Source organism: Pseudolactococcus plantarum (assembly GCF_002441715.1).
GTDB classification, from domain to species: domain Bacteria; phylum Bacillota; class Bacilli; order Lactobacillales; family Streptococcaceae; genus Pseudolactococcus; species Pseudolactococcus plantarum.
The window spans coordinates 199,510-214,459 of sequence record NZ_JXJX01000001.1 but is presented as its reverse complement, the minus strand read 5'-3'; the positions used below and the strand labels follow the sequence as shown (position 1 = coordinate 214,459).

Below are 14,950 nucleotides of genomic sequence, written 5' to 3'. Positions count from 1 at the left end.
ACCATGTCAACCACTTTTTTAACTTTTTTAATATTTATGTCTTATTTTTGTAAATTATGTCATAAATCTCATCGCTGATAGACAAATCGAACCCTAATATTATCGTATTTCTGATAAAAAAACATAGTGTCTTGACTCAAGTCAGTACACTATGTTTTTAAATAGATTCTCAAATCAGTAAATTATATAGGCTAGTTTGACCTTTCAGATCTATAAATTTATTGTCAAAATCTGCGATTCTTTCAATCAATACGCCTTGATCATCCTTATCTGCCAACAAGATACCAATTAAGACTGGCCCACTCCCTCTATTTGCACGCTTAATATACTCAAAACGTGTAATATCATCATTTGGTCCTAAAATATCATTTACAAATTCTCGTAAAGCACCCGGTCTCTGCGGAAAATTGATAACAAAGTAGTGTTTAAGGCCTTCATAGACCAAACTCTTTTCTTCTATTTCTGGCATACGATTAATATCATTATTACCCCCAGAAATAATACAAACTACAGTTTGTCCTACAATATCATCTGCAATAATATCCAATGCAGCCACACTAGCTGCACCAGCAGGCTCAACTACCATCCCTTGTTTTGAATATAAATCAAGGATTGTACCTGAAATTAAGCCCTCATCAACATTAATTAAGTTATCCACATGATCTTTAGCAATTTGATAAGTTAAGTCGCCGACCTTTTGTACAGCAATGCCATCTGCAAATTTATCGATAGTAGTTAGTTTTATTGGTCCTTGATTATCAAATGCAGCTTGCATTGATCTAGCACCTGATGCTTCAACACCAATAATTTCTGTTTTTGGGCTACTGTGCTTGGCATATAAAGAGACACCCGAAACCAATCCACCGCCACCAACTGCCGCGATGATTTTGTCTATTTCGATATGTGCTTCTTTTGCAGCTTCCAAAATTTCTACAGCTACAGTCCCCTGTCCTGCAATCACATCTGGGTTATCAAATGGATCTATAAAAGTCTTGTTTTCTTGCAGCGCAAAAGCTCTCGCTGCTGCTGCGGATTCATCAAAAGTATCACCTACTAGCGCAATCTCCGCATAATCTCCACCAAAAAACTTGACTTGAGTGATTTTTTGTTGAGGTGTTGTAGTCGGCATGAAAATCGTTGCTGGGATTTTCAAATCATTACAAGTATATGCGACACCTTGTGCATGATTACCCGCACTAGCACAAACAACACCATCATGTATTTGATCTTCTGGTAAATTATGAATCGCGTAATATGCACCGCGAAGTTTAAACGATCTTACACTTTGGAGATTTTCTTGTTTGAGGTATATATTAGCCTTATACTTATCTGATAAATAGCTATCTCGTAACATTGGTGTTTTGATAGCCACACCTTTTAATACCTCATTTGCCTTTAATACATCTTTATAACTTACCATATCGTTGTAGTCCTTAATATTTTGAAAAACCGAAAAGAAAGTCGAGCTAAGCTCAACTTTCTAATTCCCTTCAATCCACTAAAAATAAATGACTCTTATTTTTAATGATTAGTTGTAAATTTTAAAAGCTGCATCATCGTTAGATTGAGTAAATGGCATTGCTTTACGTAATTCAGCACCTACTTTTTCAATTTCAAGATCTGCTGCTGCTGCACGGAAAGCTTTCATTTTAGGATTTCCAGCTTTATAATCTTCTACAAAGTCTTTTGCAAACTGACCAGTTTGGATGTCAGTTAAAACTTTTTTCATGTTAGCTTTGACTTCAGCAGTAATAATTTGTGGTCCTGCGATGTAATCTCCATACTCAGCAGTGTTTGAGATAGATTGACGCATTTTTTTGAAACCACCCTCATATAAGAGGTCAACGATTAGTTTCATCTCATGTAAGACTTCAAAATATGCAAGTTCTGTCGCATAACCAGCTTCTGTTAATGTTTCAAAACCAGCTTCGATCAAGGCAGTAACACCACCACAAAGGACTGCTTGTTCACCAAATAAGTCTTCTTCAGTTTCTTCTTTGAAAGTTGTTTCAAGCATACCAACGCGTGCTGAACCAGCCGCACGACCCCAGTCCATAGCGATATCACGCGCATTACCACTTGCATCTTGGTAAACAGCAAAAAGTGCTGGTACACCAAATCCTTCAGTGTAAGTACGACGAACTAGATGTCCTGGTCCTTTAGGAGCAAGCATGAAAACATCAACTGTTTCAGGTGCTTTGATATAACCAAAATGGATGTTGAAACCATGACCAAAACCAATTGCAGCGCCATCTTTAAGATTCGGTGCAATTTCTGATGCATACAAATCTGCTTGAATTTCATCTGGTGCTAAAATCATGATGATATCTGATTTTTCAACTGCTTCTGCTACTGGATAAACATCAAATCCATCTTCTTTAGCAGCATCAAAAGATTTACCAGGACGGACACCGATAATAACGTTTTCACCTGAATCACGTAGATTTTGTGCATGCGCATGCCCTTGTGATCCATAACCGATTACTGCGATTTGTTTGCCAGCAAGTGCTGGTGTTTTTACATCATTTTCATAATACATTGTAACTGCCATTGTTTCATATTCTCCTATTTTTAAATGTAATTACATCTAGTTATAACGTGCTATCTCTATACTCTAATATTGGTAGCAAATCTATCACGACTAATTTTTTGTAATATACTATAATTTTACGACTTTTCAGATAATTTGTCAAGAATAAACTGGGTAATCTTATTAAGCCAATACTTAATCCCTCGTGAAATCAGTGACACCTGTTCTTGCGATATTTTTGATACCGTAAGGTTTAACGACTCTCAACAAGGCTTCGATTTTATCATATCCACCCGTAAGTTGGATTGTTACTGTTTTCGGCGCCACATCCACTACGCTAGCTCTAAACGGCTGAATCATAGCGAACAGTTCTGCACGTATCGCTGCAGGTGCTGATACTTTGACTAACAAGACCTCTCGTTCAACGTGTGGGACATCTGTAATGTCTCTAACTCTTAACACATCTACTTGTCGATTTAACTGCTTGATAATTTGCTCAACTTCATCCATATTGTCGACATCAATCATTACCGTAATTCTAGAAATATGTGGTGCCTCTGCGTGACCAACTGATATACTTTCGATATTAACTTGTCTTCTGGATAAAACACCCGTAAAACGATTTAAAACACCTGTCGAATTATTTAGTTTTGCTGTTAACATTCTACGCATTAAATTTCACCCCCAACATCTCATCGTTGTGCCAGCCCGCAGGTACCATAGGATAAACCTGTTCTTTTTGAGAAATACCAACTTCTAAAACCATCCCAACAGGTTCTGTAATGACTTTTAGGTCTTCTGCTATTGTAGTGGGATCTAAGAATTTATCATATTTCAAGCCATAAGCTTGTGCTAATAATTGAAAATCTGGTTCTAAATCAAAAACTGATTCACTCCGACGCTCTTCATAAAAACTTTCTTGCCATTGTCGTACCATACCAAGTGAATGGTTATTAAACAGCACGACTTTGATTGCAACACCATAGCCATTCAAAATCGCCAACTCTTGGTTAGTCATCTGAAAACCACCATCTCCTACAAAGACAATCACTTCTTTATCTGGATTAGCTAGTTTTGCACCAATAGCCGCTGGAATACCAAATCCCATTGTCCCCAAACCACCACTTGTAACCAGTTGACGGCTATGTTTATATGGATACCATTGGGCTGCCCACATTTGATGTTGACCAACGTCTGTCACAATGATTGCATCACCATTTGTTATCTCACCAATTAATTTAATGACTTCTTGTGGTTTATTAACCCCTTGTTCAGGCTCAAAACTATAAGGTGCTCTTTTAGCATTATCCTGTACTTGTGCAACCCATTTGTCGTAAGTTGTCTGTGGTGTTTCAACAGTTAATAAAATCTCTAATGCACGTTTTGCATCTCCAACTACCGGCAAGTGCGTTTTAACGATTTTACCAATCTCCGCTGGGTCGATATCAATGTGTGCAACCGTTGCATTTTTCAAAAACATAGTTGGTTTTGAAGCGAGCCTATCATCAAAACGACTACCGATATTGATCAAATAATCTGTTTCAGCTAACGCCATATTGGCCGCGTATGAGCCATGCATACCACCCATCCCCAAAAACAAAGGATGCTCAACCGGCATCGCGCCTAACCCAAGTAAACTAGACACTACAGGAATTTGTAACCGTTCTGCAAATGCTACTAATTCGTCGTGTGCATCGGCATAGTTGACACCACCACCTACTAATAATAACGGTCTTTTTTTCTTTTCTAAGAGTGCCACTATTTTTTTGAGCTGTAAGCTATTAGGTTCTATAGTTGGTTGGTACGACGGTAAGTCTAGCGTCGTATCATTAATATACGACACTTCTTGCGCTGCAATATCTTTTGGTAAATCAATCACAACAGGACCTGGACGGCCAGATGTTGCAATATGTATGGCCTCTGTAATAATTCTTGGGATATCTTCAGTCCGTCTAATTTGATAATTGTATTTAGTGATTGGCATGGTAATACCGATAATATCAGCTTCTTGGAACGCATCCTTACCAATCCCTTTTGTCGCGACTTGACCGGTAAACACAAGCATCGGTACTGAATCGGCATTGGCATCAGCAATACCTGTCACTGCATTTGTCGCACCAGGACCTGACGTTACAAGCGCAACACCTATTTTCCCAGATGACTTTGCATACCCTTCAGCTTCATGCGTTGCACCTTGTTCATGACGTGCTAGTACATGTTTGATGCCATCAAAATCATATAATGCATCATAAAGTGGTAAAACAGCTCCCCCAGGATAACCAAATATTGTATCTACTCCCAAGTTTTTAAGTGTATCTAATACAAGTTTAGAACCACTTCTTGGTTTTTCTAATTTTATCTGTTTCAATTGAGTTCTCCTTTAAATAATTTTCATACCTAAAAAAATTCTGAAAATTACGAATTGCAAATTATATTTAGATTTTATCACGTTTACACTACTTTTTCAACCAAGTCTATTATAATTAACTCATGAAAACTTTAGCAATTACTGTACTTTGTATTCACAAATCTGATGTCTTTTAAGAAAAAAAGCTCGACTCGTATCGGGCTTTTTTGACAAACGATTAGCTATTTAAAAATCTGTTACACAACCATGGGCTGCATCATCAGTTAGTTTAGCAAATTTTGCAAGGACTCCACGTGTTGCCTTTGGTTCTGGTAGTTGATAAGCAGCACGACGTTTAGCAAGTTCTTCATCAGATACTTTAAGGTTAATCGTATTATTGATTGCATCAATCTCAATGATGTCATCATCTTCTACAAGACCAATCACACCACCTTTGACCGCTTCAGGAACGATGTGGCCCACAACAAATCCATGAGTCCCACCAGAGAATCTACCATCTGTAATCAAAGCAACTGATTTCCCTAATCCTGCACCAATTAAAGCAGAAGTTGGTTTCAACATTTCAGGCATACCAGGTGCACCTACAGGTCCAATATTTTTAATAACTGCTACGTCCCCGGCATGTAAACGCCCTGTTTCGATGCCTTCAATAAAGTGTTGTTCTCCGTTAAATACGCGTGCTGTACCAGTGAACTGCTCACCCTCTTTACCAGAAATTTTGGCTACAGATCCACCAGACGCCAAATTACCATAAAGAATTTGTAAATGTCCTGTCGCTTTGACTGGATTATCAAATGGTCTAATGACATCTTGCTTATCAAAATCAAGTGTCACGGCATTTTCAACATTCTCTGCTAAGGTCTTACCTGTTACAGTCAAGCGTTCCCCGTGTATACGACCTTCTTTAAGGAGGAATTTAAGTAGCGCAGGTAAGCCACCGATACGATGGAAATCTTCTTGCATATATTTCCCTGAAGGTTTGAAATCACCAATAACTGGTGTTCTATCCGAAATCTCTTGGAAATCGTCTTGTGTTAACTCGATCCCAACTGTTCTCGCCATCGCAATCAAGTGTAAGACAGCATTGGTTGATCCACCAAGTACCATTACTACCGTAATCGCATCTTCAAAGGCTTCACGAGTCATAATATCACTTGGTTTGATATCACGCGCAAGTAAGGTCTTCATATATTCGCCGACAGATGCTGCTTCACGTTGTTTTTCATCAGATTTAGCAGGGTTAGTAGATGAAAATGGTAAACTCATCCCTAATGTTTCGATTGCTGCTGCCATCGTGTTAGCCGTGTACATACCACCACAAGCCCCTTGACCAGGAATAGCATTAGAAATCACACCATGATAATCTTCATCTGAGATATTACCTGTTAATTTTTCACCTAATGCTTCAAAAGCTGAGACAATATTTAGTGATTCACCATTGTATTCACCGTGTGCAATTGTCCCACCATAAACCATAATAGATGGTCTATCAAGTCTTGCCATCCCAATGATTGTTCCTGGCATATTTTTATCACATCCTGGAATACCTACGATACCGTCATAATATTCTCCACCAGCGTTTGTCTCGATAGAGTCTGCGATAACCTCACGAGACACAAGAGAGTAACGCATTCCATCTGTACCATTAGCAATGCCATCAGAGACGCCTATCGTATGAAATTGTAGTCCTAAAAGGTCTTGTGTGGCATCAACAGACGCCTTAACTTTTTGACCAAGTTGATTCAAATGCATATTACATGGATTGCCATCCCAGTCCATAGACACAATACCGACCTGTGCTTTATCAAAATCTTCATCTTTAAACCCGATACCATAAAACATAGCTTGAGTCGCTGGTTGTGTTGGATCTTGTGTCAACGTTTTTGAGTATTTATTAAGCTCAACTTCGGTTGTTTGACCATTATACGTAAATTTCATAAAAACCTTTCTTATCACGAAATACAATTTATTTTAAACATGCTTGAAAAATACAGGATATTTTTTCTAAACAACTAGTGTCTCAAGCAAATCTATTACCCCTATTTTAACACTTTAAAATCTTTCGTCAAGGAATTATCAGAAAATTTCGTCAACTAAAAAATAGGAATACGAACACGTATCCCCATTTTTAATACTATGCTAAACTTTCAGGAAACAAAAGCGTAATTAAACTTTCTGTCACGCGACGAGATTGTCCCACAGCTGGAAAAAGATGCATCTGCATCATCGGGTTTTGATTCGCTTCGATGACAAAATAATCACTCTCTGTCGTGAAGTCCTCAATAATGATATCTACACCTGTGATTGTAACGTCTAATGCCTTGGCTACACGAACAGCAATATCTTTAAAGTGTGAAGAAACTTGATCAGTTCGATCAATTGAATCTCCACCAGTTGATATATTTGAATTTTCTCGTAATAAAATACGTTGGCCTTGCTTTGGTATCGATAATTCATCAACACCTTGTAAACTAAGTGTTAATCTCTCCACTTCCCCTATGATAATTTTTTCAAGTGGTGTCCGATGGTGTTCACCACGTCTTATATCTGAGTTTTTAGTTTCAACGAGTTGTGCAATATTATGGATACCATCGCCAATCACATTAGCGGGAAATCGTTCTAGAACAGCTAACACTGCATTATCTTGTACATAAAAACGGTATTCTGTCCCATGTGCATAAGTTTCTACAATAATTGCATCATCATTTTCAAACGCAATGTGAACAGCTTGCTCATAATCTGCTTGTGTAGCAGTTTGTTTAAAAATTGTGATGCCAATACCGTAATTAGTTGATTTTGGCTTCACAACAAATGCTGATGGTAACTGGTCAAAATAAGCAATTGCATCCTCAATCCGATAAAATTCATAGCCAAACGGTACTTTAATATCAGCTGATCTCAAAATTTCTTTAGTAACAATCTTATTTTCCATAAGTGCATGGGATAATGCACTATCTAACCGAGTGATATTACCTTCTTTGATGTACTCTACGTGTGTGCCATAAGTCAATTTGATGATTTGTTCATTTTCATCTAACACTTGATAATTGATACCATATTTAATCGCATCTGCGATCATATTTTGCGTTGATAATTCAAGTGTTTCATATCCAGGTAATTGGAAGTCATTGCTTGGTGCAACAATAGCGTCACTTTGTACATCAAGGCGCGATAAAACTGCCAATATTGCCGTCAATTCTCTCTCTGATTGGTAGGTTACTGTAACACTTTCCTCATCAAAACACCAGTAAGCATTATCTGGTAATTGTGTTGATACTTTAAAAGTCCTTTTCATTTGCAAAAATCTCCGATATTTCTGATAACGTTTTACCACTTTCAAATAACTTCAAACCGACAAGGGCTGGATTTTGTTTTAAGGCGATACGCTGATAAAGTGCTGATAAGTACACTGCCTCACCAAATCCACGTTTTTTTAGTCCTGATGTAGCTAAATCTAATAAATCTTTAGCGAACATCGCAACATCATTGACTTCGTCATCTGATAAGTGTTGCGCAGCAAAACGCCGGCGTAGTTGCTTATAATCACGACCATAATCCTCATAAAATGGATGACTTTTGACAAGTTCAGTAAACGCTGGTAGTTCGACCATTAAACCAAGATGAAAAGCTGCAACAGTAAAGGTATCAGCGATTGGTTGTGCACAGCTACTACGGAATTCTACTGTTCCTCTCGTAGTTAAACTTTGATACTGATAACTTCTGTGTTCGTTAAAATCATAGGGACTAGGTGTTAAAATATTGCTTTCACCTGATAAATTAAATCCTGAAATTTCATCATGATTAAAATAGTCATCAGCCTGAATCGGATTAAAATAGTGTATATCATCATCACTTGTACTAGAAAACAATGCTGTTTTCTCTAAGTAATCCAGAAACTGTTCTTGATCTTCAAAATATTCAGTAAATACCCCTACATTTTCATCAAAAACACCATGCATCGATTCTTCCCAAAAGATATCACGTGATATCAAGGTTTCCAAATGCGTATGCCAAAGGTAAGAATTGGCAAATAGCCATGCTTTAGCAGGCTCTATCGCATTAAAATCATTAAGGGTTGGCATGAGTGTATCAGGTGTCACATCTAACTGCACTTGGCTACCTTGAATAAAAGCGCCAAACTGATAACGCTCTTCTTGGATCACACCTGTATCTCTTCCCAACTTCAGATAAGCCATCAACATCTCATAACGTTGACTAGCGACTGGTCTGTTATCATTCTTATGCCAAAATGGATTAACACCAAACCCTGTTAATAAATGGTTGTGGTTTTTCAAGAACGGTTGAATAACTGATAGATACTGTTTAAATTTATCGTCAACTTCTTGAATTGTTTTTGCTTTATCAAAAGCGAACTCTAGTGTATTATACCCAACTTCAAAAAGAATTCGATCTTCATTTTCATCTGATACCAGTTGTATAGGACGCTCAAAAGCATCTGTTTTTTCAATAGAAAATGGTAATTGGTCAACGATATGAGCAAACAACTCAAATACAACAGAAAAAACGACTGCCTTTGCTGATAAATTAACAATAGGGAACTCTAACTCAATCCCAACAAAAAGCTCATCTGTTGCTTTCAATTTTGAAAAATACCGTTCACGTAATAACTCTCGTGATAATTCCACCTGCCTGATCCTCCGCCTTCTCATTTTCAACTACTAACTTTTTTACATCACATCTTATTAGACGCAGTTAAGCAACCAGTTATATCATCACTTAAAATAAAAAATGAACAATAGTCTATCTACTATTCATTTCGTACTATTATTTTATCATATTATCATCTATTTCATATTTTAAATATCTTATCACGAACAATTTTTACTGTAGTATCACTTTTAAAACCGCAAACTGTAGCATATTAATCAAGAGAGGATGACTGATTGATTATATTCACAATTTAAATTTTGAACAAAATAAAAACCACTTGTCCTTTGGACAAGCGGCCTAGTTTTGATACTAGACAGTAAGAGCTAGACTAAGTGCAAGCACCACCATCATAACACTCCACAAAAATTGATGAAGACTATCGGGTCATAAGTCATAGACGTTTTATGAACGTAATGCTCTAAAGTTTTATGACCTATGCCCCTTACTGCTTTATTATTATGACTGAATTAATTATTAAACAAGTTCAATAATTGCCATCGCTGCAGCATCGCCACGACGTGGTTCAGTTTTCAAAATACGTGTATATCCACCATTACGACCTTCATAACGTTTAGCGATATCGCCAAATAATTTTTGAAGTGCAGTTGGGAAAGTTTCAGTTTCTTCATTGAAATCTTTTTCAGCGATTTCATTACGTACATAAGCAGCTGCTTGACGACGTGCATGAAGATCGCCACGTTTTCCGAGCGTGATCATTTTTTCAACTGTTTTACGAACTTCTTTAGCGCGCGCTTCAGTTGTTACGATGTGCTCATTGATAATCAAATCAGTCGTTAAATCGCGAAGCATCGCTTTACGTTGATCAGATGTACGTCCAAGTTTACGGTAACCCATGATTTCCTCCTATTAGATTTTAATTAGTCTTTTTTAAGTGATAAGCCAAGGCTGTCAAGTTTATCTTTAACTTCAACCAATGATTTACGACCTAAGTTTTTAACTTTGAGCATCTCTGGTTCACTCATATCAGCAAGATCAGCAACAGTATTAATACCAGCACGTTTCAAGCAGTTATAAGAACGAACAGAAAGATCTAGCTCTTCAATGACTTTATCCAAAGCACGCTCTGGTTTCACTTCATCTTTATCAACTAATGTGTCAGCAACTTGCGCTACTTCAGATAAGTTAACAAAAAGACTTAGGTGATCAGTCAAGATTTTTGCAGAAAGAGACAAAGCATCTTCTGCAGATATTGTGCCGTTAGTAAAGATTTCTAGAGACAATTTGTCAAAGTTATCTTTTTCACCAACACGAGCTGGTTCAACTTGATAATTCACCTTGTTAACAGGTGTATAAGATGAATCTACAGCGATTGTGCCGATTGGTGCATCAGATTGTTTATTATCTTCAGCAAGCACATAACCACGTCCTGAATTCACTGTCATGCGAGCGTTCACTGAGTGTCCTTCCGCAAGTGTGAAGAGGTAATGGTCTTTATTAACAATCTCAATATCGCTATCAGTAAGGATATCTCCTGCGGTAACTACTGCAGGTCCTGTTACATCAAGTTCAATAATTTTCTCTGTTTCAACATATGATTTGATTGCGAGTCCTTTAATAGCAAGGATTACTTGTATCACATCTTCATGTACGCCTGGAATTGTTGTGAACTCATGGAGTACACCATCAATTTGGATACTCGTAACAGCAGCACCAGGTAGTGACGATAGAAGAATACGACGTAAAGAATTCCCAAGTGTTGTACCATAGCCACGTTCAAGCGGTTCTACAACAAACTTGCCATAAACATTTTCTTCATCAAATTTTGTAATTTTTGGTTTTTCAAACTCAATCATGCGTATATCCTTTCAGTGCAAAGTGTTTAGAGTAGCAACAAGCACTCTAGAAATTATACACGACGACGTTTTGGAGGACGAGCACCGTTATGTGGTACAGGTGTTACATCACTGATTGCAGTAACATTCAATCCTGCAGCTGCAAGTGCACGAATCGCAGATTCACGACCTGGTCCAGGACCTTTTACAGTAACAGCAACAGTTTTCAAACCATGTTCTTGAGCAGACTTAGCAGCAGCTTCAGATGCCATTTGAGCAGCGAAAGGAGTCGATTTTTTAGACCCTTTGAACCCAAGGGCACCAGCTGATGACCAAGCAAGCGCGTTACCATGAACGTCTGTGATCATTACGATTGTGTTATTGAAAGTTGCGTGAATATGAACAACACCTGATTCAATATTTTTCTTGACACGACGTTTACGAGTAGGTTTAGCCAATGTTAATCTCCTTTCTTATTTTTTCTTACCTGCGATAGATTTAGCAGGTCCTTTACGTGTGCGTGCGTTGTTCTTCGTGTTTTGACCACGAGTAGGCAATCCGCGACGGTGACGTACACCACGATAGCTTCCGATTTCCATGAGACGTTTGATGTTTAAGTTTACTTCACGACGAAGGTCACCTTCGACTTTAAGTCCATCAACTTCACGACGGATAGCATCTTCTTGATCAGTTGTAAGGTCTTTAACACGGATATCTTCAGCAACCCCAGCGGCAGCAAGAATATTTTGTGCAGTTTTGAGACCGATTCCGTAAACGTAAGTTAGTGAAATTACTACTTGTTTATCGTTTGGAATATCAACTCCAGCAATACGAGCCATTCTTTATGTTTCCTTTCTATCCCTGACGTTGTTTGTGTTTTGGATTGGCAGGACAAATTACCATAACACGACCATTACGACGAATTACTTTACAGTATTCGCACATTGGTTTTACCGATGGTCTTACTTTCATTGTATGTACCTCCTATAAAAATGTTTGGACTACTTAAAGCGGTATGTAATACGTCCACGAGTCAAATCATAAGGCGACATCTCAACAGTAACACGGTCACCAGTCAAGATACGGATATAATTCTTTCGCATTTTACCTGAAATAGTCGCCAATATTTTGTGTCCATTTTCAAGCTCAACTGTGAACATCGCATTAGGCATAGTGTCAATCACTTTGCCTTCAATTTCGATTACGTCATCTTTTGCCACGTCAACTTACCTCCTCTTTAAATTTGTCCATTTTTGATAAATATCTAAAAGTCGGACTAGAATATTATATCATACCAGCCCGACTTTTACAAGTTAATTCCATAAATATATTAAATAGATATGATAAATTTTCGATTATCCTAGAATTTCTTTGATTGCTTTTGAAACTAAATCAATATCTTGTTGTCCATCTACTTCTTTAACTAAGCCTTTTTGTGCATAGTGTTCTAAAATAGGTGCACCTTGTTTGATGTTGATATCTAAGCGATTTTTAACTGTTTCAGGCTTATCATCCTCACGTTGATAGAAATCATGTCCGCCACATTTATCACAAGTTCCTGCAACTGTCGTTGGATTAAATAGTTTATGATAAGTTGCGCCACAAGTTCTACAAATAAATCGACCAGATAAACGATCTACTAAAATGTCTGGATTCACTTTAATATCAATCACAGCGTCTAAAGTGATGCCTAAATCAACAAGCATTTTGTCTAATGCAACAGCTTGTTCAATCGTCCGTGGGAAACCATCCAATAAAAATCCAGATTGCTTGATATCATCTTGTCCTAATCTTTCTTTAACAATACCATTTGTTACTTCATCTGGAACTAGTTCACCTTTATCAATAAAAGATTTAGCTAATTTACCCATCTCAGTTTCATTCTTCATAGCTGCACGGAACATATCCCCAGTTGAAATATGTTGTACACCATAAGTGTCAACGATCATTTCTGCTTGAGTGCCTTTACCTGCTCCAGGTAATCCCATAATTAATAAATTCATTATATCTCCATTTAATTGATTTTTCTCTACTTCTCTATTCTATCGTTTTCCATGCTTTTTGACAATGTTAAGTCTGCATAAATCTAAATATACTGACGCATTTGCTAAACATATCAAAAAAATACATGTCAAATTGACATGTATTATTTCAAAGTAATCAATAGATCAAACAGTCAGTAATTACTGAACTGGTTCATCCATAAATCCTTTGTATTTACGTTTGAGCATATAACCTTCTAATTGCTTAGCTCCTTGAATCGCTGTAGAGATCAAGATAAGTAAACTAGTACCACCAAGTGCTACCATTTTAGGAAGACCATATAGATTTGTTGCAACGATTGGGATAATAGAGATCGCACCTAAAAAGAGTGCACCAACTGTTGATAAACGAATTAATAAACGTGAAATGTATTTTTCTGTCCCTTTACCAGGCCGAACAGAAGGAATATAAGATCCTTGTTTTTGTAGGTTTTCTGCCATTTTTTCCGGATTAACTTGCACGAATGCATAGAAAAATGTGAACAAACCTATAAGCACAGCATAAAATATCATACCAGTCCAAGTATTATAGTCTAGTTTGTTTTGCAAAGTCGTAACCCACCCAATATTCTTACCTGAATGTTGGAAAAGTCGTAAAATTGTTTGTGGTGCAGTCGAGATTGAACTTGCAAAGATAACTGGTATAACACCAGCAGGATTGACCCGTAAAGGTAAGTAAGAACTCGTTGGTGCACCTTGCACTAGTTTTGTATATTGAATGGGTATTTTACGTTCTGCTTGCTGAATGAAAGTTGTGACAAAAATGATGATTGCCATAGCTACTAAGAGCACGATTACAAATATGATTGACCCTGTTAATTGATCAGGACGAATATTTACAAACTTATCTTGATAGACTTGACTAATCGCACTTGGAATACCTGCAATAATACCTGCAAAGATAATCACTGATACACCTTGACCAAACCCTTTTTCTGTAATTTGTTCACCAAGCCACACAACAATCATTGAACCCGTTGTTAAGATCGCACCGATGAATAAATAAGTTTGCCAAGTTGGATTTTCAACAATTTTCTGTGCACTCATTGCTTGGAAACCGGCAGTGATACCTACAGATTGTAGCATTGCTAAAACAAGAGAAATGTAGCGAGTGACTTGGTTGAGTTTACGTCGACCAATCTCACCTTGCTTGCTCCACTCCACAAATTTAGGTAAGATATCCATTTGTAAAAGCTGCACAATGATTGATGCTGTGATATATGGTGAAACACCCATAGCAAACACAGAAAAACTTTGCATCGCATTCCCAGATACCATATTTAACATCGATAGAAACGGTAAATCACTCAACGCATTTAAGTTATTAACGTTAATCCCAGGTACTGTAATATGCGCACCAAGTCGAAAAACGAATAGCATAGCGAGGGTAAACAAGATACGGGCGCGAACCTCTTTTACCTTGAATGCCTGAACTAAGAGTTTAAAAAACATAGAACTCCTTTATAAGATTATCTATTTAGCCTAAAGTAATGATAACTAGAAAACAAGTTGTCTGTTAGCCTCTTCATTAGACCAAAATTAAAAT

At 37.4% G+C, this 14,950-nt stretch carries 15 protein-coding genes; all 15 read right to left on the bottom strand.

The annotated features are described in order from the left end of the window. Positions 1 to 169 precede the first annotated feature (169 nt). The 15 genes from ilvA to secY all read right to left on the bottom strand — a co-directional run bounded on the left by ilvA (position 170) and on the right by secY (position 14,856). A complete protein-coding gene (gene ilvA, locus RU87_RS01140) occupies positions 170 to 1,420 on the bottom strand; it encodes a threonine ammonia-lyase IlvA (protein ID WP_068159446.1) in 1,251 nt (416 codons plus the stop codon). 108 nt (positions 1,421 to 1,528) lie between these two features. Then, on the bottom strand, positions 1,529 to 2,551 hold the full coding sequence (ilvC, locus tag RU87_RS01135) for a ketol-acid reductoisomerase (RefSeq protein WP_068159449.1): 1,023 nt from the start codon (positions 2,549 to 2,551) through the stop codon (positions 1,529 to 1,531). A 174-nt stretch (positions 2,552 to 2,725) separates the two neighbouring features. Beyond that, on the bottom strand, positions 2,726 to 3,202 hold the full coding sequence (ilvN, locus tag RU87_RS01130) for an acetolactate synthase small subunit (protein WP_068159451.1): 477 nt from the start codon (positions 3,200 to 3,202) through the stop codon (positions 2,726 to 2,728). Then, the gene (locus tag RU87_RS01125) at positions 3,195 to 4,898 is read right to left on the bottom strand and encodes an acetolactate synthase large subunit (protein ID WP_068159452.1); all 1,704 of its coding nucleotides are present in this window, start codon (positions 4,896 to 4,898) and stop codon (positions 3,195 to 3,197) included. The genes ilvN and RU87_RS01125 overlap by 8 nt, the downstream gene beginning before the upstream one ends. A 225-nt stretch (positions 4,899 to 5,123) precedes the next feature. Further along, positions 5,124 to 6,836, bottom strand: coding sequence for a dihydroxy-acid dehydratase (ilvD, locus tag RU87_RS01120; RefSeq protein WP_068159455.1), 1,713 nt, complete (start codon positions 6,834 to 6,836; stop codon positions 5,124 to 5,126). A gap of 196 nt (positions 6,837 to 7,032) precedes the next feature. Then, entirely contained in the window at positions 7,033 to 8,193 is a 1,161-nt protein-coding gene (gene gshAB / locus RU87_RS01115; protein WP_068159458.1) for a bifunctional glutamate--cysteine ligase GshA/glutathione synthetase GshB, read from the bottom strand. Further along, entirely contained in the window at positions 8,177 to 9,568 is a 1,392-nt protein-coding gene (locus tag RU87_RS01110; RefSeq protein WP_244173063.1) for a glutamate-cysteine ligase family protein, read from the bottom strand. The genes gshAB and RU87_RS01110 overlap by 17 nt, the downstream gene beginning before the upstream one ends. Before the next feature lie 475 nt (positions 9,569 to 10,043). Continuing rightward, positions 10,044 to 10,424, bottom strand: coding sequence for a 50S ribosomal protein L17 (gene rplQ, locus RU87_RS01105; protein ID WP_068159461.1), 381 nt, complete (start codon positions 10,422 to 10,424; stop codon positions 10,044 to 10,046). A gap of 23 nt (positions 10,425 to 10,447) precedes the next feature. After that, on the bottom strand, positions 10,448 to 11,383 hold the full coding sequence (locus tag RU87_RS01100) for a DNA-directed RNA polymerase subunit alpha (protein ID WP_068159464.1): 936 nt from the start codon (positions 11,381 to 11,383) through the stop codon (positions 10,448 to 10,450). Between the two features lie 53 nt (positions 11,384 to 11,436). Continuing rightward, a complete protein-coding gene (gene rpsK / locus RU87_RS01095) occupies positions 11,437 to 11,820 on the bottom strand; it encodes a 30S ribosomal protein S11 (RefSeq protein WP_003138068.1) in 384 nt (127 codons plus the stop codon). A gap of 15 nt (positions 11,821 to 11,835) precedes the next feature. Further along, positions 11,836 to 12,201 carry a 30S ribosomal protein S13 gene (gene rpsM, locus RU87_RS01090; protein ID WP_068159468.1) on the bottom strand — a complete coding sequence of 122 codons (366 nt, stop codon included), beginning with the start codon at positions 12,199 to 12,201 and terminating at the stop codon, positions 11,836 to 11,838. 16 nt (positions 12,202 to 12,217) lie between these two features. Continuing rightward, complete coding sequence (rpmJ, locus tag RU87_RS01085; RefSeq protein WP_082782100.1) at positions 12,218 to 12,334, bottom strand: 50S ribosomal protein L36; 117 nt, start codon at positions 12,332 to 12,334, stop codon at positions 12,218 to 12,220. 29 nt (positions 12,335 to 12,363) lie between these two features. Then, the gene (gene infA / locus RU87_RS01080; protein ID WP_003138071.1) at positions 12,364 to 12,582 is read right to left on the bottom strand and encodes a translation initiation factor IF-1; all 219 of its coding nucleotides are present in this window, start codon (positions 12,580 to 12,582) and stop codon (positions 12,364 to 12,366) included. Positions 12,583 to 12,717: 135 nt separating this feature from the next. Then, positions 12,718 to 13,365: an adenylate kinase gene (locus tag RU87_RS01075; protein ID WP_068159471.1), complete on the bottom strand. Its 648-nt coding sequence runs from the start codon at positions 13,363 to 13,365 to the stop codon at positions 12,718 to 12,720. A 180-nt stretch (positions 13,366 to 13,545) separates the two neighbouring features. Continuing rightward, positions 13,546 to 14,856, bottom strand: coding sequence for a preprotein translocase subunit SecY (gene secY, locus RU87_RS01070; protein WP_068159473.1), 1,311 nt, complete (start codon positions 14,854 to 14,856; stop codon positions 13,546 to 13,548). Positions 14,857 to 14,950: the final 94 nt, after the last annotated feature.